Below are 19,448 nucleotides of genomic sequence, written 5' to 3' on the forward strand. Positions count from 1 at the left end.
CAAAGAATAAGCCGCCGGTGAGAAAAATGTAAGCCGAATGTCAAGCGTCCTCTGTCCTGCCTTGGCACCCTCGTCTGGGTAGATAATAACCAGGAGATGCCGCGATGAGCACGACCTATGGTGCAACAGGATTGGGGCAGACCAACTCAACACGGGCCTCTAGCTTCTTCAGGAGATATTGGGGTGCGTTTCTGGAACGGCGCAACCGTCAGAGCTTACGAGCCACGTTGCTCGACTTAAGTGACAGGGAGCTAATGGATATCGGGACGACGCGCGGTGAGATCGACTACGTCGCCTCGCACCGTTCGGTCGACCCACGAGGCATCCGGTCCACATCCAATGATTCCCTGATATTCGGTGCGACAAACGCACCATTCCTAGGGACCAGTGTCTGACATGGGTCACAAGCGGCGGTCGCACCGACCGCGGCTCCGCGTCCGCTCTACCGACGATAATCCCATTTCAGCGGCTGAGGCGGCCGAGTGAGTGACTTGCCGCCCGGATGGGTCAGCCTTGAGCGAATAACGCCCAGAGAAGTCTCTGATGTTTTTCACGCTCTGCGAAAGATAGGCAATCGTGCCGTCCATGATGGCGAGGGCACCTTTCCTGATGCTCTATCAGCGCTAAAGTTTGCTTGGTGTTTGGTTCCATCGAGTATGGCAAGCAACCCGATTTCAAGCCCTCACCATTCGTTCAACCGCAAAAGGCTCCGGCTCAGAGTGAGAGCGAGGCCGCCGAGCGCCTGAAAGAACTTGAGCGGCGTCTCGCCGAGGCGGAGCTGGCTCGTGTGAGAGCGACAAGCGAGGCTCAAGAGCATTCCCGCGCCCGCGAAAGTATTGAGGAGAGCCTGAGAAAGGCCCAGGAAGAGCGTGCGCTGTGGGAGGCGCTGGCGCACGAGGCTGAGCAGGAGAAGCTTCAAGCAAAAGCTCCTCGCGAGAAGGTCTCGGCGAGTGTCGAGCTTCGGCAAGACTTGTCCTACTTTCTCGGCATTGACCGCAATTCGCTCGACGAACTACAGGCCGCCGCCAAACAAGCACCGCAAGCTGACCTTCTCGACCTCGTTACGCGTGGAGAAGAAGCTGCGAAAAAGATCGATCTCGATGAAGCGTCCACGCGCGACCTCATTGATCAGCAACTTCGCGATAGTGGATGGGAAGCTGATACAAAGTCGCTTCGTCATAGTTCCGGCGCCCGACCCGCGAAGGGACGCAATCTTGCTATCGCCGAATGGCCCACCGCGAACGGCCCCGCCGATTACGCACTATTCGTCGGTTTAACTCTGATCGGCGTCGTCGAAGCCAAACGAAAACGCAAGAACGTTTCGGCCGCCATCGATCAGGCCGAACGTTATTCGGTTGGAATGAAGTCCGATGGGACCTTTTCGCTTGCGGAAGGTGGGCCGTGGGACACCCACGGTGTGCCGTTTGTTTTCGCAGCCAATGGCCGCTCCTATCTGAAGCAGATCGAAACCGAGAGTGGAATCTGGTTTCGCGATACGCGACGTTCTGCAAACCATCGCCGTGCGCTGGTGGGTTGAGGGAGAGCGATCCAAACCGCAGCGCAACGAGGCCGCTGTTTTTGCGGGAAATACCGTACTAGACCAATTTTGCGGGTTCTAAGATTCGGAGAAAATTCGGTTCTCCGGCTTCATTCAGGCCCTGTGGGATGACGGGTCAGAGTTCTCCGCCCGCAGAAAAGCAGGAAAAACGGCCGAGTCTCTGGCCTGTTTCCGGCTCTAAGTACGACACGAGTTTTGGTGGGATGGCGGAGCGAGAAGGATTCAAACTGCCCTCGGCATCGAGCCCCGACGATATATCCCTCTAGATACCTCGGACGAGCATGCGCAACCAGCTAGGTTTGTAGTAGCGGCCTGCTCAACGGCTCAGCATTGGCCCCACGAGGTCTAGCCGCCTCCGTGAATCCTTGAAGAGCGGCATTCAGCAACGCCTGCAGGATTTTCGAATGCAATCTGCGTAGCAAGGATTCGTTTGCCGCTGACTCGGCGCAGACTGCGCTACCGATGTGCTACGGGGTCAGTAGTCAGCGAGGACGATCTCAGTAACCAGCTGATACCGCGATGGAATCTTGGTAGCGGGGGAGGGACTCGAACCCCCGACCCCAGGATTATGATTCCCGTGCTCTAACCAGCTGAGCTACCCCGCCACAGGGTCGCGAGGGCCGAAACGGCCGATCTCGCGAACGCGCGGCATATAAGGAAGGGGGCGGCGGGAAGTCAAGCAAAGTGGTCCGCCTTTTTCCGGCTTCGCCAAGGCTACGAAGGGACAAGCCGCCTTGTGAATACGGCCTCTTTTTCAATGAGTTCGTCATGGCCGGGCATGTGCCGGCCATCCACGCCCTCGCTGGCGGCCCCAAGAACGTGGATGCCCGGGACGAGCCCGGGCATGACGGAGTTTGGGGATACGGAACTTCCTATTTCGGCCTCACGTTCGGATCGCCGCCGGGGCTGCCCGGGGGTGGGATCACCGGGGTGTTGGCGCCGGTGTCGGGCGCGGGCGCGTGCATCTCGGGGTCGATGCCGGCGGGCGGGCACAGCACACCCTCGGATTTGGCCAGCTTGTCGCCTAGCGGTTCCCGGGCCTGGCCGGTGGTGGTGCCGTCAGGCTGGCGGTTCGGACGGTCCTGGGGTGTGCAATTGGTCGGATGTTGCGGAGACGGCGGCGCGGTCTGTTGCGGCGGCGTCGCCGGGGCGGGCGGGGCCTGCGCGATCGCGCTACCGGAGGCGGCGATCAGGAGGCCCGCTAGGATGATGTTTGATGTCGTGCGCATGGAAAAGAAACGCGCTGGGCGCGCGGCCTGTTCCCAGGCCAAGCGCGATGTGATCAGGGGTGATGCCCGGTTTTCCCCCATCGTCATTGCGAGTTTGGCACCGGCCGATGGCGGAGTAGTTCGCGGGATATCGCTGGTGGAGAGAGCCTTCCTCCGCTCGCGGGAGCGCACCGTTTGCTCGGCTGCGCGCCAGTCCAATCATGATCACGATTTGCGGTAGCGGATCAGCGAAAAATGCCCCATCGGCGGCATCGGACGGCGCTCGGCGAGCGTGACGCCGCCGTGCCTTGCGGCCCAGTTGGCGAGGCGGGCCCACGGGAATTCCGGGCGCCAGCCGAGGCGGCGGGCTACGGGTGCGAAGGCGAGCTCGAACAGTTTTCGCGGGCCCGTCTCGGCGCCGATGTGATTGACGAGGATCAGTTCGCCGCCGTGCTTGAGCACGCGCACGAACTCGTCGAGCGTGCCTTCGGGATCGGGCACGGCGGTGATGACATATTGCGCGACCACCGCATCGAAGAAGTTTTCGGGGAAGGCGAGATTCTTCGCGTCCATCACCGAGAGCACTTCGACATTGGAGAGCCGCAGCGCGCGCACGCGCGCCTGTGCCTTGCGCAGCATCGGCTCGGAGATGTCGACACCGCAGATTTTCGTGGTGCGCGCATAGTCCGAGAGCGATAGCCCCGTGCCGACGCCGACGTCGAGGATGCGGCCGCCGATGCGGTCGGCCTCCGCGATGGTCGACTGCCGTCCGGCGTCGAACACCTTGCCGAACACGAGATCATAGACCGGCGCCCAGCGGCCATAGGCCTTCTCGACCCCGGCCCGCGAGATGTCTGCTGCCATGCCCCCTGCCCTTGCGCGCTTCTAATGTGTGATGCGTGTTGGTGGATTCAAAAGTCGCCCCGCGCGCGGTCTGAGCCTCTCCCGCTCTTGTCGGCCGAAGCCTTGGCGAAGGCGGATGCGGGAGAGGGGGCGCACTTCCGGTGCCGCGGCAGTGCGATTCAATTTCGTCATGATTAGCCGCGCACGGCTTCCGCGAGCGGCCGCAATGAGGCCGTACCGACCTTCGCCGCGGCGCTCTGGATGAAGCCGCCGCCGAGCACGCGCGCCTGCCCGCCAGGCGCGTCGTAGAACACGCAGGCCTGGCCGGGCGAGACGCCTTCCTCGCCGGCGACGAGCTCGATCTCGTAATGACCATTGCCGCCGCGCAGCCACGCGGGCTGAGGGCTGCGGGTCGAGCGCACGCGCACGAACATCTCGAGACCGCCGCCGATGGCGCGGTCGATGTCGCCGTCACCGATCCAGTTGACGTCGCGCAGCACGATGCGGTGCATCTTCAGGGCATCGCGCGGACCGACCACGACGCGGCGATTGGCGGCTTCAAGGCGCACCACGAACAGCGGCGCCGTCGCCGCAATGCCGAGGCCGCGGCGCTGGCCGACGGTGAAATTGGCGATGCCGTTGTGCTGGCCGAGCACGCGTCCGTCGAGATCGACGATGTCGCCGGGGTCCATCGCGTTCGGCCGCAGACGGGTGATGACGTCGGTGTAGCGCCCCGTCGGCACGAAGCAGATGTCCTGGCTGTCGTGCTTGTCGGCGACCGCGAGCCCGAAGCGGCGCGCGAGCTCGCGCGTCTGCGGCTTGGTCATGTCGCCCAAGGGAAAGCGCAGGAAGTCGAGCTGCTCGCGCGTGGTCGCGAACAGGAAATAGCTCTGGTCGCGGTCGGCGTCGGCTGCGCACACCAGCGCGCGCGAGCCGTCATTCAGGCGGCGCGAGGCGACGTAATGGCCGGTGGCGAGCGCGGTGGCGCCGAGCTCGCGCGCGGTCTTCAGGAGATCGCGGAACTTGACCGAACGGTTGCACTCGATGCACGGCACCGGCGTCTCGCCGAGCGCGTAAGAGTCGGCAAAGTTGTCGATGACGGACTCGCGGAAGCGGTCCTCGTAGTCGAGCACGTAATGGGGAATGCCGAGCTTGGCCGCGACGTCGCGGGCGTCGTGGATGTCCTGGCCGGCACAGCAGGCGCCCTTGCGATGGGTCGCCGCACCATGGTCGTAGAGCTGGAGCGTGATGCCGATGACGTCGTAGCCCTCAGCCTTGAGCAGCGCAGCCGTCGTCGAGGAATCGACGCCGCCCGACATGGCAACGACGACCCTGGTGTCCTCAGGACGGCCTTCGAGATCCAGACTGTTGAGCATGGGCCTTAAAGCGTTGTGACGGCGGCGTGGCGTGATCCGCGTTTCCTGTGCTTCCGGCGGGATATCGGGCGATCCCCGGGAACCCTGGTTCCCCCGGGGGGCACGACTGCCCGGTCGAAAGCGGCTGAGAGTAACCTCTTTAATATAGGCGGCATTCCGGTGAAGCAATCACGCGGGCGGCCAGCTTAGGGCAATTCTTGCCGGGGAGGCAGAAATGATGGGGTCGCAGCAGGCCTCGCGGCGGTCGCCCGATTTCGCAAGGCTTTGATTTTGCTGTTAAAATAGACAGGAAAGGACGCTGGCCCGCTCCTTGCTACCCTCCATGCCGAAGATGTTTCCAAGGGGTCGCCTGTGGTCGGTCGGACGTCAGATGTCGTGGCAAGCGTGCAAGTCCAGAGCGCGCAGCAAAAGCCTGCCCGGTCGCAAGCGGCGAAGGATAATTCCGCGGCCGACTCCTTCGGCTCGCTGGTCGACAGCAATACCCAGGCGATCAGCAACAACGCAGCCTCGCAGGCGCAGGACACCGCGCCGCGCCGGAGCGATGCTTCGTCTTCGTCGTCCTCCTCGGACAGAGCTGCGCGCGACACGTCGTCCACGGATCAGTCCTCGCAGAGCAAGGCGAGCGACGACACCGACGCGTCCGCGCCCGCCAAGAACGATGAGACGAGCGACACGACGACCGATCCGGCCAAGGACGCCGGCAAGACCAAGGACAAGGTCGAGGCCTCCGACGCCAAATCGGCGGACAAATCCGACGACACCAAGGCTGACAAGACCGACGGCACCGACACCGTTGCCGCCGATGCGGCTGCCGCCGCGCCGGCCGATGCGGCGCAAGTCGCCGCGCCCGATCCGAATGCGATCGTCATTGCCGCGCCGGTCGTGCCGGTCGATCCGAATGCGGCTGCGAACCAGGCCACCGGCACCGCCTCCCCGCTGACGATCGCCGCCGCCGGCCTCGCCGCCAGCGCCTCCACCGCGGCGCAGATCCAGGGCGCCAAGAGCGACACTGCCACCGCGGGCGACAAGAGCGCCAAGACGGCGAGCGCCGAGGTCGATGCGGACACCACGACCACGCTCGGCGAGGCCGCGACCGGCACGGGCGAGGCCACCGCGACCGCTGCGAAAGCCAATGGCGGCCTGATCGCCGCCGTGGACCAGGGCACGCCGAAGACCTCGTTCAAGGCCGCGGCCACGGCGCAGGCCCAGACCGACATCTCCAATATCGGCCAGGACGCCGGCAAGGCGAACGCCGCCACGCCGCAAGCAGCGGGCGCAGCGACCCTCACCGCCGCCACGCATCCGCAGGCCGCCAAGCCACAAGGCGATGGCGGAACGACCGATGCGAAGGCGGCCGGCACCGAGCGCACCGCTGATGCGGCACCTGGCGCGTCCGCCACGCACGCTCATGCGGGGCCGCAGTCAACTGTCGCCCCGACGGAAACCAGCGCACAAGCCGCCTCCGCCGTGCAGGCGCCGCTGACCAATACCACCTCGACTGCTGCCGCATCGACGGCGACGCTCACCGCGACCGCGGCAACCCATACGGCGGTGCCGATCAGCGGCATCCCGATCGAGATCGCGGCCGCCGTGCGCGCCGGCAAGTCCCGCTTCGACATCAGCCTCGATCCGGTCGAGCTCGGCCGGATCGACGTCCGCATCAATGTCGACCGCAACGGCCAGGTCACCTCGCATCTCACCGTGGAGAAGCCGGAAACGCTGCAAATGCTGCGTCAGGACGCGCCGCAATTGCAGCGCGCGCTCGACGATGCCGGCTTCAAGACCGGCAGCAACGGGTTGTCCTTCAGCCTGCGCGACCAGAATTCATCGGGCCAGAACTCCGGCCAGAACAACGACAATGGCGGCAATGCCCGCCGGCTGATCATCAGCGAGGACGAAACCGTTGCAGCAGCGCCCGTCGGGCGCGGCTACGGCCGCATGTATGGGCCGAGCAGCGGCGTCGATATCAGAGTGTAAGGAGTATTCGACATGGCCACCGCGAATGCCGCCACCGCACCTTCCGTCGTCTCCGGGACGACCGACATCCCGAAATCCTCCTCGTCGAACTCGCTGAGCTCGACCACGGGATCGACGCTCGCCGGCAACTTCCAGACCTTCCTGACGCTGCTGACGACGCAGCTGCAGAACCAGAACCCGCTGGATCCGCTCGACACTAACCAGTTCACCCAGCAGCTGGTGCAGTTCGCCGGCGTCGAGCAGCAGCTCAAGACCAACGATTCGCTGTCCCAGCTCGTCACCCTCCAGCAGACCACGCAGGCGACCCAGGCGCTGGGCTTCGTCGGCAAGACCGCTCTGGTCGACGGCTCGACCGCGACCATGACGAAATCGTCGGCGACCTGGCACCTCAACGTGCCAACCGACTCGACCGTGGACATCACTGTCGCCAATGCCAGCGGCCAGACCGTGTTCACCGGCAAATATACCGCCGCCGCCGGCACCGACATCCCCTTCACCTGGAACGGCATGGGCAATGACGGCACGCAATGGCCCGACGGCAAGTACACGATCTCGGCCACGGGCAAGGACGTGGCGAATAACACTGTCGGCATCGCCGCGCAGGTGCAGGGCACGGTGTCGTCGGTCGACCTGACCCAGTCGCCGCCGCTGCTCACCATCGACGGCGCCAGCTACACACTGAGCCAGGTCAAGAGCATCATCGCCACCGGCAGCAATTGAGGGCTGGCGCTGCAAATTGAGTGTCGTCCCGGCCTAGTGCGCAATTGCGCACTAGGCCGGGACGACAATTGAGGGGCTTTGCGGTGTCACCGCAGGCCTCGTTCGTTAGTAAAGTATTTACGAAGTCCCCTCGACCGGCCTGGACGCGCCCGTCCCGCCGGCCGAGACGAGCGCGTTCCAGCCAGTTTCAACGAGAATTGTATTGAAGCCTTAGGCTTAGCGGATTTTTAAGCCGCGGGGCGTAGGGTTACGGCGTGAGTTCAGTGGTTGAGAGTTTGTGAGTACGCCATGACAGAACCCCATCGCCCGAGGGTAAAATACGTCATCGGGCCGGACGGCAGTCCGTTGACGATCGCGGATCTGCCTGCACCCGGCACCAAACGCTGGGTCATCCGCCGCAAGGCCGAAGTCGTCGCCGCTGTGCGTGGCGGACTTCTCTCCCTTGAGGAAGCCTGCAGCCGTTATACCCTGACGGTCGACGAATTCCTCTCCTGGCAGTTTTCCATCGACCAGCACGGTCTGGCGGGTCTTCGCACCACCCGCATCCAGCAATATCGCCAGTAAGCGATCCGGAAATCTGCAGCTTTTGACGAAAATCGGCCTCGCCCTGCGAGGCCGATTTTTCATGGTGTTAACTTTTGTCCGACCTCTTAATCTTCGTTAACCATATCGAAACCATCACCTAGGCAATAATTGCCCACTCGGCCTTTCCAGTGAAAGCGGCCGAATCTGTTGGGGCGGTTGCTTGCAAGGTCTGGTCGACTTCCTGAAAGGTATCGGGGCCGCCCGATTCGGGGCGATGATCGCGGTCACCGCCGCGCTCATCGGCTTCTTTGCGTTTGTCATCATGCGCGTCACCACGCCGCAGATGACGACGCTGTTCACCGACCTCAGCGTCGAGGATTCCTCGGGCATCATCAAGGACCTGGAGCGCCAGGGCATCCAGTTCGAGATCCGCAACGAGGGCTCCATCATCATGGTGCCCAAGGACAAGGTCACCCGCCTGCGGATGAAGCTTGCCGAGGGCGGCCTGCCCAAGGGCGGCGGCGTCGGCTACGAGGTGTTCGACAAGTCGGACGCGCTCGGCACCACCTCCTTCGTCCAGAACATCAATCACCTGCGCGCGCTCGAAGGCGAGCTCGCCCGCACCATCCGCGCCATCGACCGCATCCAGGCCGCCCGCGTCCATCTGGTGCTGCCCGAGCGCCCGCTGTTCGCGCGCGAGGCGCCGGAGCCGTCGGCCTCGATCGTGGTCCGCGTCCGCGGCTCGCTGGAAGCCCAGCAGATCCGCGCCGTCCGCCATCTCGTCGCCTCCGCCGTCAATGGGCTGAAGCCGCAGCGGGTCTCGATCGTCGACGAAGCCGGCCAGCTGCTGGCCGACGGCGCCGCGACCGATCCGGAGCAGGCGGTCGGCGACGAGCGCCGCATCGCCTTCGAGAAGCGGATGCGCAAGCAGGTCGAGGACATCGTCTCCTCCGTGGTCGGCTCCGGCCGCGCCCGCGTGCAGCTCTCCGCCGATTTCGACTTCAACAAGGTCACCCAGACCTCGGACAAGTTCGATCCCGAAGGCCGCGTGCTGCGCTCGAGCCAGACCCGCGAAGAGCAGAGCATGACCGCCGACAACAACGGCCAGGTCACCGTCAACAACGAGCTGCCCGGCAACCAGCAGAACAACGGCGTCGCGGCCAAGGACCAGAGCAAGAAGACCGAAGAGACCAACAATTACGAGATCTCCCGCACCACCAAGACCGAAGTGACCGAGGCCGGCCGGGTCAACCGCATCTCGGTCGCCGTGCTGGTCGACGGCATCTATTCCAAGAACGACAAGGGCGAGCTGGCCTATCAGGACCGCACCAAGGAGCAGCTCGACCGCATCGCCGCGCTGGTGCGCTCGGCGATCGGCTTCGACCAGAAGCGCGGCGACCAGGTCGAGGTCGTCAATCTGCGCTTTGCCGATGCGCCCTCCACCGCCCCGATCGGCGAGTCTAGCGGCTTCCTCGGCATGCTCCAGTTCACCAAGGACGACGTCATGTACTTCGTCGAGCTCGGCGTGATGATGCTGCTCGGCCTGGTCGTGCTGTTCCTGGTGATCCGCCCGCTGGTCAAGCGCATTCTCGCCTCCGACGAAGTCGCCGCCGCCATCTCCGGCGTGCTGACGGGCCCCTCCGCTTCGGAAGAGGCCGCACCCGCCACCGGCCAGCCGCTGCTGCCGGGCGGCGCCGCCAGCGCCATCGACGTCGCCACCATCCAGGGCCAGGTCCACGCCCAGTCCGTTCATCGCGTCGGCGAGCTCGCCGAGCGCAACCCCAACGAAACCGTCGCCATCATCCGCCAGTGGCTGACCGAACCCGCGAAATAACGCAAGCCAAGTAACTTTGCCAAGTGAATCAAGAAGTGATCTGACATGGCCGCCAATCTGCAAAATGCCAACTCCAACGACATCACCAGCGTGATCTCCACGCTCGGTCAGCGCGCCGGCAACCGCGCGGGCGGCGCCAAGACCGCAGCGCTGGGCGGGCCGAAGCGTGCCGCGATCCTGATGCTGGCGCTGGGCGAGCAATATGGCGGCAAGATCTGGTCGCTGCTCGACGACGACGAGGTGCGCCAGCTCTCGCTGGAGATGTCGACGCTCGGCACCGTCGAGGTCGACACCGTCGAGGACATGCTGCTCGAATTCGTCTCGCGCATGTCGGCCTCGGGCGCGCTGATGGGCAATTTCGACGCCACCGAGCGGCTGCTCCAGCAATACCTGCCGCCGGAGCGTGTCAACGGCATCATGGACGAGATCCGCGGCCCCGCCGGCCGCAACATGTGGGAGAAGCTCTCCAACGTGCAGGAAGAGGTGCTCGCGAACTATCTCAAGAACGAATATCCGCAGACCATCGCGGTGGTGCTGTCGAAGCTGAAGCCGGAGCACGCCGCCCGCGTGCTCGGCATCTTCCCGGAGGAGCTCGCGCTCGACGTCGTCAACCGCATGCTGAAGATGGAAGCCGTGCAGAAGGAGGTGATCGAGAGCGTGGAAAAGACGCTGCGCACCGAGTTCATGTCCAACCTGTCGCAGACCCGCCGTCGCGACGCTCACGAGGTGATGGCGGAAATCTTCAACAATTTCGACCGCCAGACCGAGACCCGCTTCATCACCTCGCTGGAAGAGGAGAACCGGGAATCGGCCGAGCGCATCAAGGCGCTGATGTTCACCTTCGACGATCTCGTCAAGCTGGATTCCGGCTCGGCCCAGACCCTGATGCGCAACGTCGACAAGGACAAGCTCGGTGTCGCGCTCAAGAGCGCCAACGAGGACGTCCGCAGCTTCTTCTTCGGCAACATGTCCTCGCGCGCGGCCAAAATGCTGCAGGACGACATGGCGGCGATGGGGCCGGTGCGCCTGCGCGACGTCGACGAGGCCCAGGCGCTGCTCGTCAACCTCGCCAAGGACCTCGCCGCCAAGGGCGAAATCATGCTGACCAAGAACCGCGCCGACGACGAGCTGGTGTACTGATGGGCGCTCCGGCAAAATTCCTGTTCGATACCGACTTCGCGGCACCCGAGCGCTCGACGCGCGAGAAGGCCGCGACGGCGGCTGAGATCGCCCAGAAGGTCGCGGAAGCCGAGGCACGCGCCTATCAGGACGGCTTTGCCGCCGGCCAGCGCGAGGCCAAGGCCGAGAGCGACCGCCGCGTCGCGCTCGCCATGGAGGAGATCAACATCGCGATCCGGGGCATCGCCTCCGGCATCGGCAACATCGAGTCCAAGATGGAGACCGAAGCGGTCGACGTCGCGGTCGCGGTGGCGCGCAAGCTGTGCGCCGATCTGGTCGCCGCCGAGCCGCTCGGCGAGATCGTCGCGCTGGTCAAGGACTGCTTCTCGCATCTGGTCGCGACGCCGCATCTCGTCGTCCGCATCAACGACGCGCTCTACGACGCTGCGCGCGACAAGATCGAGCGGCTCGCCAAACAGAGCGGCTTCGAAGGCCGGCTGGTGATCCTGGCCGAGCCGGAGATTGCCACCGGCGACTGCCGGATCGAATGGGCCGATGGCGGCGTCGTGCTGGAGCGCGGCGCCATCGCGGCCAAGATCGACGACATGGTCGGACGCTACATCGCGTCCCGCAGGGGGAATTAAGCCATGAGCGACACCGACGGACATGTCCCGCTGCCCGATCTCAACGGCCCGATGCCGCCTGCCGGCACCGACGTCGGCTACAACGAGGACGAATATGCGGCGCGCGTCGCTGCCGACCTCGAAGCCGTGTTCGACGTGCCGGTGCAGGTCTCGGCCGTGCTCGGCCGCTCCAAGATGGATGTCGGCGAGCTGTTGAAGCTCGGGCCCGGCACCGTGCTCGAGCTCGACCGCCGCGTCGGCGAGGCCATCGACATCTACGTCAACAACCGTCTCGTCGCCCGCGGCGAGGTGGTGCTGGTCGAGGACAAGCTCGGCGTGACCATGACCGAAATCATCAAGACCGAACGCGGCTAGCGAATACACGGGAATGACGCGCGGCAGCGCGACCAGACGGACAGGAGATTGACATGCGGCTTCTCATCGTTGGCACATTGAAGGGCCAGCTCACCACCGCCACCAAGATCGCGATGGAGAACGGCGCCACCGTGACCCATGCCGAGGATCACGAGCAGGCGATGCGCGTCTTGCGCGGCGGCAAGGGCGCCGACCTCCTGCTGGTCGACGTCGCGCTCGACATCCGCGACCTCGTGATGCGGCTGGAGGCCGAACACATCCACGCTCCGATCGTCGCCTGCGGCATCACCAACGATGCCCGCGCCGCGGTCGCCGCGATCCATGCCGGGGCCAAGGAATACATCCCGCTGCCGCCGGATCCGGAGCTGATCGCCGCGGTGCTGGCTGCCGTTGCCAATGATTCCCGCGAGCTGGTCTATCGCGACGAGGCGATGGCCAAGGTGATCAAGCTCGCCCAGCAGATCGCGGGCTCCGACGCCTCGGTGATGATCACCGGCGAATCCGGCACAGGCAAGGAAGTGCTGGCCCGTTACGTCCACACCCGCTCGGCACGCGCCAAGCGTCCGTTCATCTCGATCAACTGCGCCGCGATTCCCGAGCATCTGCTGGAATCCGAATTGTTCGGCCACGAAAAGGGCGCCTTCACCGGCGCGATCGCCCGCCGCATCGGTAAGTTCGAGGAAGCGACCGGCGGCACGCTGCTGCTCGACGAAATCTCGGAGATGGACGTCCGCCTGCAATCGAAGCTGCTCCGCGCGATCCAGGAGCGCGTGATCGACCGCGTCGGCGGCACCAAGCCTGTCGCCGTCGACATTCGCATCATCGCGACCTCGAACCGCAACCTCGCTGAAGCCGTGCGCGAAGGCACGTTCCGCGAGGATCTGCTGTTCCGCCTCAACGTCGTGAATTTGAAGATCCCGCCGCTGCGCGAGCGTCCCGCCGACATCCTCGAGCTCGCCCAGCACTTCGTGAAGAAATATGCCGAGGCCAACGGCGTGCCGCTGCGCCCGATCTCGGCGGAGGCGCGCCGCGTGCTCTCCACCAACCGCTGGCAGGGCAACGTTCGCGAGCTCGAAAACACCATGCATCGCGCCGTGCTGATGGCGCAGGGCGACGAGATCGGCGCCGACGCGATCATCACGCCCGACGGCGACCGCCTCGACCTCGCCAAGACCGCGCCGGCGGTGGCGCATGCGACCATGGCCGCCGAGCAGGTGACGCGGGCGCTTGTGGGGCGCACCGTCGCCGATGTCGAGCGCGACCTGATCCTGGAGACGCTGAAGCACTGTCTCGGCAACCGCACCCATGCCGCCAACATCTTGGGGATCTCGATCCGCACGCTGCGCAACAAGCTCAACGAATACGCCGACGGCGGCATCCCGATCCCGCCCGCGGGCACGCCGGGTGAATATCCGCGCGTGCCGATCGGGGCGTGAGGCGGCCACGCTGATTGAGAATGCAGATGCCCGGGCTTGGCCCGGGCATTTTCTTTGGTGGTGATTGCGCAAGCGATTGCCACACCCTCAGTGTCGTCCCGGCGAAGGGATTCCGCGGTATAGGTCCCGGCCTTCGCCGGGACGACATTGAGGGTTTGCGCTCTGAACATCGGCATGGCCGCACCGCATCCGGCGACTAGGTCGCGCCAGCGCGAGGCTCTATAACCCCCGTGAGAACCACACGAGGATAAGCATGTCTGAAGCTCAAATCAGGGACTGGCTGGCGGCGCAGCGGCAGGCGATGATCGATCTGCTCCGCGATGTCGTGAACATCGATTCCGGATCCTACGACAAAGAGGGCGTCGATGCGGTCGGTGCGCGGTTCGAGCGGCATTTTGCCGAGCACGGCATTCCGTTCCGGCGCGAAAGCCACGGCACGTTTGGCGACGCGATCCATGCCGAGGTGGCCAAGCCCGGCAGCAACGAGAAGCCGGTGCTGTTGATGGGGCATCGCGACACCGTGTTCGGCAAGGGCGAGGCCGGACGGCGTCCATTCACGATTCGAGATGGCCGCGCCTATGGACCCGGCGTTGCCGACATGAAGTCCGGGCTCGTCATGAACGTGTTCGTGGCGACCGCCTTCCACAAATTCGGCGGCAATCCGCATCCGATCAAGCTTCTGATCACCTCGGACGAGGAGATCGGCTCGCCCTCCTCGCGGCCGGTGATCGAGCGCGAAGGACGCGCCGCGCGCGCCGTGTTCAATTCCGAGCCGGGCCGCCCCACGGGGAACGTCGTCACGGGGCGCAAGGGCGGCATCTTCATGCATGTCGCCATCACCGGCAAAGCCGCGCATTCCGGCGCCAATTTCGCCGCCGGCGTCAGCGCGATCGGCGAGCTCGCGCACAAGATCGTGCAGATCCACGCGCTGACCAATCTCGACAAGGGCATCACGCTCAATGTCGGCCTGGTCTCGGGCGGGCAATCGGTCAACACCACGGCGCCTTACGCGGAAGGCCAGATCGACCTGCGCTATGTCGATCCCGCAGATCGCGCGACGGTGATGGCCGCGATCGAACAGATCGTCGCGACGTCCTACGTGCCGGGCACCAGCGCGACGCTGACGATCAAGGGCGAGTTCGTGCCGGTGGTGCAGAGCGCGGACTCGAAGGCGCTGTTTGAAGGCTATCAGGCCGCCGCAAGGCAGGTCGGCCTCACCACGCTCCAGGGCGAGTTCTCCGGCGGCTGCGCCGATTCCGGTTTCACCGCCGCAGTGGGCACGCCGACCATCTGCGGCCTCGGGCCGGTCGGCGGGCTCGCGCACACGCCGGAGGAATATCTCGAGCTCGACAGCATAGTGCCGCGCGCGCAGGCGCTGGCGCTGGCGATTTTGCGGGGGTGAAGTTGGGTGCCGCAGCTGCGTAGGGTGGGTTAGCCCTGCGGACTGCGCGAAGCGCAGACCGCTCGGCGTAACCCACCTCTTTCATCTCCGCGGACGTAAACAGTGGTGGGTTACGCTTCGCTAACCCACCCTACGAGACCGTCACGAATAACTCGGCGCGTCGGGCTTGCGGAAGATGTGGATGGGGTCGCCCGGCACGATCGGCTGGCCGCTGAACATCGCGTAGGCGTAGAGCGCGAGATAGGCGATCGCGAGCGCGCCGATAGCGTAGAAGGCCCAGGTCGCGACGCGCTTCATCCATCCGCTCCATTGCCGTTCCGGCGGGAAGGCTGAGGCGCTTCTAGAGCGATGACGGGAAAAAGGCCAGCCTGCGGGCCGCCGGCCAGTGGCGATCAAATGCCGCGCCGGACGCGCGCGGGAACGCTGACGTCGGCGAGCCTGGCCGCATCTTCGTCCTGGTCGACGGCCACATATTGCCCATGCCAATAGGCCAGCGCGGCGGTGCGGGTCGAGCTTCTGATATCCCTGACACGGCCGATGACGATGCCATGCGAATGCCGCTCGACGATCTCCTCGACCTCGCAATCGAACGCCGAGAGCGCGTCCACCAGCAGCGGAACACCCGAGACGGATGTCACCCACTGCGCGCCCGCGAAACGGTCGGCGCCCTTCAGCCCGCCCTTGCCGGCAAAACGTTCGGCGACATCGAGCTGGTCGGCATTGAGGATGTTCACGCCGAAGGCGCTGTGGCGACGGATCAATGGAAAGGACGAGGCGTCCCTGTTGATGCTGACCAGCAGCGTCGGCGGCTCGACCGACAGCGAGGTCACCGAGGTCACCGTCATGCCGGTGATGTCCCTGCCCCGCCCGGCGGTGATGATACTGACGCCGCCGGTGAGATGGCGCATGGCGCCGCGGAAATCGGCGGACGAGACGGGGATTTCGGTCATGAGATCGCGGGGCACTACATTCATGGCGTTGCTCCCCGAAGTGGGGTTCCCTGTATTTAGGTACGATCGTCCGCCGACAACAGGTGGCTGAGGATCGAGCCTTCGAGGCCGGCAAGCTCGGCCGAACCGCGCTGGCGAGGCCGGGCCGCGTTAACCGTGACGTCATGGGCAATCCGGCCCTCCTCGATCACCAGCACCCGGTCGGCCAAGGCAACGGCTTCGGCGACGTCGTGGGTCACCAGGATCGCGGTAAAGCCCTGGTCGCGCCAGACGCGCTCCAAGAGACGCTGCATCGAGATCCGGGTCAGCGCGTCCAGCGCGCCGAGCGGCTCGTCAAAGGCGAGCACGCGCGGGCGGGAGACCAGCGCGCGGCCAAGCGCGACGCGCTGCTTCTGGCCGCCCGACAGCACCGAGGGCCATTGGTCGCGCTTGTCGGCCAGCCCGACCTCGCCCAGGGCTTTCTCGGCGCGCGCATGCGCATCGCCGGAGACGCGATCGCGGCCAAGGCCGACCTCGACATTGGCGAGCACGCGCGCCCAGGGCAGCAGCCGCGGCTCCTGGAACATGACGCGGATGTCCTCGGGCTGGACATCCTGGCCGAAGCTGATGCTGCCGGCGTCGATCTTTTCCAAACCGGCGATGAGCCGCAGCAGCGTGCTCTTGCCGCAACCGCTCTTGCCGACGATCGCGACGAACTGGCCGGCGGGGATGTGCAGATCGATGCCGCGCAGCACCTCGTTGTCGCCGAAGGATTTGCGCAGGCCACGGATGCTGAGCGGCAGGCCGGCGGTAGTCGTCGGTCGCTCCTCGCGCACCACACGGGCGTGCGGCGCGAAATTGGCGCGGCTGGCGAGCTCGGTTTCCGGAAGGGAGGTACGAAGCGCTGTCTGCATGTGATTCCCAGTATTTCTGCTCAACGTTTTTGGAAGGCGGGGTGCCAGGAGAGCGTCGCCCGCTCCAGCACGCGGGAGGCGCTGTCGGCGAGCTTGCCGAGCAGGGCATAGATCAGGATCGAGAGCACGACGACGTCGATCAGCATGAACTCGCGCGCCTGCATCGCCATGTAGCCGAGGCCCGAGGACGCCGCGATGGTCTCGGCGACGATCAGCGTCAGCCACATGATGCCGAGCGCGAAGCGGATGCCCACGAAGATCGAGGGCAGCGCGCCCGGGAAGATCACCCGGCGGAACAATTCGCCATCGGTCATGCCGTAGATGCGGCCCATCTCGATCAGCTGCGGATCGACCGTGCGGATGCCGTGCAGCGTGTTGAGGTAGATCGGGAAGAACACCCCGAGCGCCACCAGGAACAGCTTTGCGCTCTCGTCGATGCCGAACCAGAGGATGACCAGCGGGATCAGCGCCAGATGCGGTACGTTGCGCACCATCTGGAGCGTGGTGTCGGTCAGCTTTGCCGAGAGCTGCGACAGGCCGTTGGCGAGCCCGAACGCGAAGCCGATGCTGCCGCCGATCAGAAAGCCGATCGAGGCGCGCCAGAATGACACCCAGATGTTGCGAACGAGCTCGCCGGAGAGCAGCAGCTTCCAGCCTGCCAGCACGACGTCGCTCGGCGCCGGCAGGACCCGCGTCGGCACGAAGCCGGTGACGCTCGCGACCTGCCAGATCGCGATGATGGCGAGCGGCACGATCCACTGGATCAGACCGTCGAGCTGCGCCATGCGCTGCTGGCCGACGGAGTCCATGCGGGCAAAATTCTTCTGCGCCAGCGCGATGGTGTCGTCGCTGACATGCTTGATCAGCTCGTTCGCGGCGCGCCAGGCCGCTTCATTGGTTTCGCGGACGATCACGTGAAGGCGGATGCCGAAGGAGAGTTTTCGCCCGCGCGCAGCGGCGACGTCCCTCACCTTCGCGATCTTCTCGGCCACCAGCGCCGGCGGCTCGCCCCAGGTGAGGTATTTGTCGACGGTATCGACGGCGACGTCGATGCCGGCATCCGACGAGCCGCCGAAATAGAGCGGCGGGCGCGGCGACTGCACCGGAGGAAACAGCAGCTTGCCGCCTTCGACGTGGATGTGCTTGCCCTCGACATTGACCGTCTTGCCGGCGAGCAGGTCGCTATAGACGCTCAGGAACTCGCGGGTGACCTCGTAGCGTTCGTCATGGCCAAGGAAGATGCCGTCGCCCTTGTTCTCGACGGGATCACCGCCGGTGACGACGTTGACGAGGAGCCGGCCGTTCGAGATGCGATCGAGCGTCGCCGTCATTCGCGCCGCCATGCTCGGCGATTGCAGGCCGGGGCGGACAGCCACGAGATAGCGCAGCCGCTCGGTGAATGGCGCTACGCTCGAGGCGACGATCCAGGAATCCTCGCAAGACCGCCCGGTCGGCAGCAGCACGCCGAAATAGCCGAGCTGATCGGCGGCCTGCGCGATCTGGCGCAGATAGTTGAAATTGACCTCGCGGCCGCCGATGCCGGTGCCGAGATAGCGGCCGTCGCCGTGGGTCGGCAGGAACCAGAGGATGTTGGCGTTCGCTTGCTTACTCATCGTGCTGCTCATGTTCCTGGTTTGCGCGCCACGTCGGAAATCTTGATTGCCTTCGGGATCAGACCTAACGCGAAGAACGCGTCGGCGACCTGCTGCTGATCGGAGATGACGGCATCCGTGATCGGCTTGATGCCGTAGGACTGCCGCTTCAGCGCGACCTCGACCACAGGGACCGAGAGGCCGATCGACGGCGCCAGTTGCTCGGCCACCGCATGGATGTCGCCCTTGGCCCAATCGTCGACCGCGCTGAGCTCGGCGAGCACCGCGTCGACGATCTTCGGGTTGGCTTCGAGGAATTTCTTGGAGGAGAAATAGAACTGGTAGTTGGCGACGATGCCGGTGCCGTCGGCGAGCGTGCGCGCACCGGTGGCCGCTTCCGCCGCGGCCTGGAACGGATCCCAGATCACCCAGGCATCGACCGCGCCGCGCTCGAAGGCGGCCCGCGCGTCGGCCGGCGCCAGGAACACCGGCTCGATCTCGGAATACTTCACGCCCGCCTTCTCCAGCGCCTTGACCAGGAGGTAGTGGACGTTCGAGCCCTTGTTGAGCGCAACCTTCTTGCCCCTGAGGTCGGCGACCGACCTCAGGGGGCTATCCTTCGGCACCAGGATCGCCTCGCCCTTCGGCGCCGGCGGCTCATAGGCGACATACTGGATCGGCGCGCGGCGGCCTGCGCAAAGATCGGCGGGGCTTCGCCGGTGTTGCCGAGATCGATGGCGCCGACATTGAGCGCTTCGAGCAGCGGCGGGCCCGACGGGAATTCGGTCCACACCACCTTGTAGCCGGCGTCAGCTAGCTTCGGCTCCAGCGTGCCCTTGCTCTTGAGCAGCACCAGCTTGCCGTATTTCTGGTAGCCGATGCGGACCACCTTGTCCTGACCATAGGAGGTGCCGACGGCGGCGGCGACGATGCCGATCGACAGCACGATGGCCGCGATCAGCCGCTGAATGATACGCCTCATGTTCAAACTCTTTTGGATGGGAAGGCTGGTCGGCA

At 65.2% G+C, this 19,448-nt stretch carries 18 protein-coding genes, 1 tRNA gene and 1 pseudogene; 11 read left to right on the forward strand and 9 right to left on the reverse strand.

Annotation, left to right across the window (positions count from 1 at the left end; genetic code table 11):
- Positions 1–104 precede the first annotated feature (104 nt).
- Both CWO91_RS11350 and CWO91_RS11355 read left to right on the forward strand, forming a co-directional pair.
- Positions 105–395, forward strand: a complete 291-nt coding sequence (locus CWO91_RS11350) for a DUF1127 domain-containing protein (protein WP_130213533.1) — start codon at positions 105–107, stop codon at positions 393–395.
- Between the two features lie 242 nt (positions 396–637).
- Entirely contained in the window at positions 638–1,537 is a 900-nt protein-coding gene (locus tag CWO91_RS11355) for a type I restriction endonuclease (RefSeq protein WP_245471216.1), read from the forward strand.
- 549 nt (positions 1,538–2,086) lie between these two features.
- Here CWO91_RS11355 and CWO91_RS11360 read toward each other — a convergent pair.
- The 4 genes from CWO91_RS11360 to mnmA form a co-directional block, all read right to left on the reverse strand.
- Positions 2,087–2,163: transfer RNA gene (locus tag CWO91_RS11360), tRNA-Met, on the reverse strand.
- A 267-nt stretch (positions 2,164–2,430) separates the two neighbouring features.
- Complete coding sequence (locus CWO91_RS11365) at positions 2,431–2,787, reverse strand: hypothetical protein (RefSeq protein ID WP_130213566.1); 357 nt, start codon at positions 2,785–2,787, stop codon at positions 2,431–2,433.
- 204 nt (positions 2,788–2,991) lie between these two features.
- On the reverse strand, positions 2,992–3,630 hold the full coding sequence (locus CWO91_RS11370; RefSeq protein WP_130213534.1) for a class I SAM-dependent methyltransferase: 639 nt from the start codon (positions 3,628–3,630) through the stop codon (positions 2,992–2,994).
- Positions 3,631–3,803: 173 nt separating this feature from the next.
- Positions 3,804–4,985, reverse strand: a complete 1,182-nt coding sequence (gene mnmA, locus CWO91_RS11375) for a tRNA 2-thiouridine(34) synthase MnmA (RefSeq protein WP_130213535.1) — start codon at positions 4,983–4,985, stop codon at positions 3,804–3,806.
- A gap of 351 nt (positions 4,986–5,336) precedes the next feature.
- Between mnmA and CWO91_RS11380 the strand changes: the two genes are divergently transcribed.
- The 9 genes from CWO91_RS11380 (at position 5,337) to CWO91_RS11420 (ending at position 14,996) form a co-directional block, all read left to right on the forward strand.
- Positions 5,337–6,962, forward strand: coding sequence for a flagellar hook-length control protein FliK (locus CWO91_RS11380; protein ID WP_130213536.1), 1,626 nt, complete (start codon positions 5,337–5,339; stop codon positions 6,960–6,962).
- Between the two features lie 12 nt (positions 6,963–6,974).
- Complete coding sequence (locus CWO91_RS11385) at positions 6,975–7,682, forward strand: flagellar hook assembly protein FlgD (protein WP_130213537.1); 708 nt, start codon at positions 6,975–6,977, stop codon at positions 7,680–7,682.
- A gap of 288 nt (positions 7,683–7,970) precedes the next feature.
- Positions 7,971–8,246 carry a DUF1153 domain-containing protein gene (locus CWO91_RS11390; RefSeq protein ID WP_002714638.1) on the forward strand — a complete coding sequence of 92 codons (276 nt, stop codon included), beginning with the start codon at positions 7,971–7,973 and terminating at the stop codon, positions 8,244–8,246.
- A gap of 181 nt (positions 8,247–8,427) precedes the next feature.
- Positions 8,428–10,041 (forward strand): flagellar basal-body MS-ring/collar protein FliF, encoded by a 1,614-nt coding sequence (gene fliF / locus CWO91_RS11395; protein ID WP_130213538.1) that lies wholly within the window; start codon positions 8,428–8,430, stop codon positions 10,039–10,041.
- A 45-nt stretch (positions 10,042–10,086) separates the two neighbouring features.
- Positions 10,087–11,181 (forward strand): flagellar motor switch protein FliG, encoded by a 1,095-nt coding sequence (fliG, locus tag CWO91_RS11400; RefSeq protein WP_128936423.1) that lies wholly within the window; start codon positions 10,087–10,089, stop codon positions 11,179–11,181.
- Positions 11,181–11,804: a FliH/SctL family protein gene (locus tag CWO91_RS11405; protein ID WP_130213539.1), complete on the forward strand. Its 624-nt coding sequence runs from the start codon at positions 11,181–11,183 to the stop codon at positions 11,802–11,804. Before fliG ends, CWO91_RS11405 begins: the two co-directional genes overlap by 1 nt.
- 3 nt (positions 11,805–11,807) lie before the next feature.
- The gene (gene fliN, locus CWO91_RS11410; protein WP_130213540.1) at positions 11,808–12,158 is read left to right on the forward strand and encodes a flagellar motor switch protein FliN; all 351 of its coding nucleotides are present in this window, start codon (positions 11,808–11,810) and stop codon (positions 12,156–12,158) included.
- 53 nt (positions 12,159–12,211) lie between these two features.
- A complete protein-coding gene (gene flbD, locus CWO91_RS11415; protein WP_130213541.1) occupies positions 12,212–13,594 on the forward strand; it encodes a sigma-54-dependent transcriptional regulator FlbD in 1,383 nt (460 codons plus the stop codon).
- A gap of 253 nt (positions 13,595–13,847) precedes the next feature.
- The gene (locus CWO91_RS11420; RefSeq protein ID WP_130213542.1) at positions 13,848–14,996 is read left to right on the forward strand and encodes a M20 family metallopeptidase; all 1,149 of its coding nucleotides are present in this window, start codon (positions 13,848–13,850) and stop codon (positions 14,994–14,996) included.
- Positions 14,997–15,137: 141 nt separating this feature from the next.
- On the opposite strand, the gene CWO91_RS42860 is transcribed toward CWO91_RS11420, so the two are convergent.
- The 5 genes and pseudogenes from CWO91_RS42860 to CWO91_RS11440 form a co-directional block, all read right to left on the reverse strand.
- The gene (locus CWO91_RS42860) at positions 15,138–15,293 is read right to left on the reverse strand and encodes a hypothetical protein (RefSeq protein ID WP_008131268.1); all 156 of its coding nucleotides are present in this window, start codon (positions 15,291–15,293) and stop codon (positions 15,138–15,140) included.
- Between the two features lie 95 nt (positions 15,294–15,388).
- Positions 15,389–15,970: a flavin reductase family protein gene (locus CWO91_RS11425; RefSeq protein ID WP_130213543.1), complete on the reverse strand. Its 582-nt coding sequence runs from the start codon at positions 15,968–15,970 to the stop codon at positions 15,389–15,391.
- Between the two features lie 32 nt (positions 15,971–16,002).
- Positions 16,003–16,839, reverse strand: coding sequence for an ATP-binding cassette domain-containing protein (locus CWO91_RS11430; RefSeq protein WP_130213544.1), 837 nt, complete (start codon positions 16,837–16,839; stop codon positions 16,003–16,005).
- A gap of 20 nt (positions 16,840–16,859) precedes the next feature.
- Positions 16,860–18,464, reverse strand: coding sequence for an aliphatic sulfonate ABC transporter permease SsuC (gene ssuC / locus CWO91_RS11435; protein ID WP_130213545.1), 1,605 nt, complete (start codon positions 18,462–18,464; stop codon positions 16,860–16,862).
- Positions 18,461–19,413: pseudogene (locus CWO91_RS11440) on the reverse strand (sulfonate ABC transporter substrate-binding protein). The gene ssuC and the pseudogene CWO91_RS11440 overlap by 4 nt, the downstream one beginning before the upstream one ends.
- Positions 19,414–19,448: the final 35 nt, after the last annotated feature.

The sequence above is a fragment of the Bradyrhizobium genosp. SA-3 genome, from assembly GCF_004212635.1.
GTDB lineage: Bacteria > Pseudomonadota > Alphaproteobacteria > Rhizobiales > Xanthobacteraceae > Bradyrhizobium.